2 protein-coding genes are annotated in these 2,153 nt (G+C 69.7%); one reads left to right on the forward strand and one right to left on the reverse strand.

The window, feature by feature from the left end; translation table 11 throughout:
* Positions 1-344: 344 nt before the first annotated feature.
* Positions 345-1,382 (forward strand): AI-2E family transporter, encoded by a 1,038-nt coding sequence (locus tag C1J01_RS47750; RefSeq protein ID WP_235855156.1) that lies wholly within the window; start codon positions 345-347, stop codon positions 1,380-1,382.
* Here C1J01_RS47750 and C1J01_RS52900 read toward each other — a convergent pair.
* A partial coding sequence (locus C1J01_RS52900; RefSeq protein WP_328589760.1) for a helix-turn-helix transcriptional regulator occupies positions 1,362-2,153 on the reverse strand: 792 nt, incomplete at its 5' end. The genes C1J01_RS47750 and C1J01_RS52900 overlap by 21 nt on opposite strands.

Genomic DNA, 2,153 nt, shown 5'->3' on the forward strand with positions numbered 1-2,153 from the left:
GCGTACTTCCTCACCAGAACCACTCTCGTGATCCCCGCTCGGAGGCGTTCATTTCGTCTTTCGTTGTGTCTTAATTCTTTCAGCCGTTCAAGTTCCTGTCAAATTGACCGGACTTGCTCGATCTGCGCGAATTAAGCCCTGCCCCCTTTCGGAGACAACCCCTCAAATTTACCAGCCGATCGGAGTGGACGCGCACGCCTCACCGTCACGATGGAGTCTGAGAGGTCGCCCCCAAGTGAGCGCGGCGATCAAGGCCGTTCTCGCGGGGACTGGTGAACTCTATGTACGCCTCCCGGAACCGTCAAATCGACGGTTCGCGCCCGCACCGCGGGTAGGTAGGGGGCGTGCGAGATCAACCCCTGCCCAGGGCGCTCACCATCCTGCTGGGCATGGCGGCGGCGGTGGTCGTGTTGTTCGGGATCCGCGAGGTCTCATCCATCGCCGGTCCCGTCGTGCTCGCGCTCGTTCTCGTGATCGCCGTCTCGCCGGTACGCAGTTGGCTCGCCGCCCGGCACGCCCCCATCTGGCTCCAGGTGGCCGTGCCGTTCCTCATCGTCGTGCTCGTACTGCTCGGCATGGTGGGCATCCTGACCATCTCGGCCACCGAGCTCGCCGCGCTGCTGCCCACGTACACCACGCAGTTCGAGAGACTGCTGGCCGACGCCCAGGCGTGGGCCGCCGCGCACGGGATCAGCAACGAGGTGCTCAACCGGGGGCTGGAGGCGTTCGACCCGGAGCGGGTGCTGGGGCTGGCGCAGATCCTGCTCGGCAGTCTGATCGGCGTGTTGTCGGCCCTGTTCCTCGTCGTGATCGTGCTGCTGGCGATGTCGCTCGACGCGCCGGTGACCGCGAGGATCCTCACCAGCGGCGGGGGCGACCGGCCGCAGCTGGTGACGGCGCTGGCGACGTTCGCGCACAAGACGCGGCGCTACCTGATCGTCTCGACGATCTTCGGGTTGATCAACGCGGTGCTCGACGTGCTCGCGCTGTCGCTGCTGGACGTGCCGTTGCCGCTGCTCTGGGGCGTGCTCGCGCTCATCGCCAACTACATCCCGAACATCGGGTTCGTCATCGCGCTGCTGCCGCCGACCATGCTCGCCCTGCTGGACGGCGGTGTGCAGACGATGGTGCTGGTCATCGTGGCCTACAGCGTCATCAACGTCGTCACGCAGTCGTTCATCCTGCCGAAGTTCCTGGGGGACGCCGTGGGGCTCACGACGACGATGACGTTCGTGTCGCTGATCGTCTGGACGTTCGTGCTGGGGCCGCTGGGCGCGATCCTGGCGATTCCGCTGAGCCTGCTGACGCGGGCGGTGCTCATCGACAGCGACCCCAACGCCGGGTGGGTGCAGGCGCTCGTGTCAGGCCGCCCTCGCGGGTGACAGGAGACTGCGCATCGGTACGCCGCTGAGGCGTCTGACGTCGTGGGCCAGGTGGGCCTGGTCGGCGTAGCCCGCCGTGACGGCCGCCTCCGCCAGCGGGACGCCCGCGCGGGCCAGCCGAAGCGCGTGCTGGAAGCGGAGGATGCGCTGGAGGGTCTTCGGCGCGTAGCCGAACGCGGTCAGGCTCCGGCGGTGGAGCTGGCGCTCGCTGTAGCCGAGGTCCCAGGCCACCTCGGCGACCGAGCGGCCCGCGCGCAGGGCCGCAGCGATGGCGGGGGCGGCCGGGTCGGTCGCGTCGGGCCCCATGCGGGTCAGGCGGCTCCGGACGGCGGCCCGCATCACGTCGAGCCGCGCCTCGACGTCGACGGCATCTCCGCGGCCGGACGCCGCCTGGTGGATGCCTCGTGCATGGGACAGCGATCTGTCGAAGGCGCCTCCACGTGACGCCGGCTCCGTGAGGGCACAGCCACGTGGTCTCCGCCCGTCGATCGCTCCCGCGCCGGACGCGGTCGCGTCCACGGCACGCCCGTGCGAGGCCGGCCCGTCGGGAGTCCTCGCGCCGGATGCGGACCCGGCGAAGGCGCGTCGAAGCGACGCCGATCCGAAGGCTGTCTCGCCGGACGCGTGCCCGGTGGAGGCGGGCGCGTGGGACCTGTCGATGGAATCACCAGGCGGCGTCGCCCCCTCCAGGGTGCGCGTGTGTGACGCGGCTGCGTCGAGCGTGCGCGTACGGGAGGTGAGGATGGCGGGGAGCTCCGCCAAGGGGACGCC

Origin of the sequence: Nonomuraea aridisoli, from assembly GCF_003236395.1 — a bacterium.
Lineage (GTDB): Bacteria > Actinomycetota > Actinomycetes > Streptosporangiales > Streptosporangiaceae > Nonomuraea > Nonomuraea aridisoli.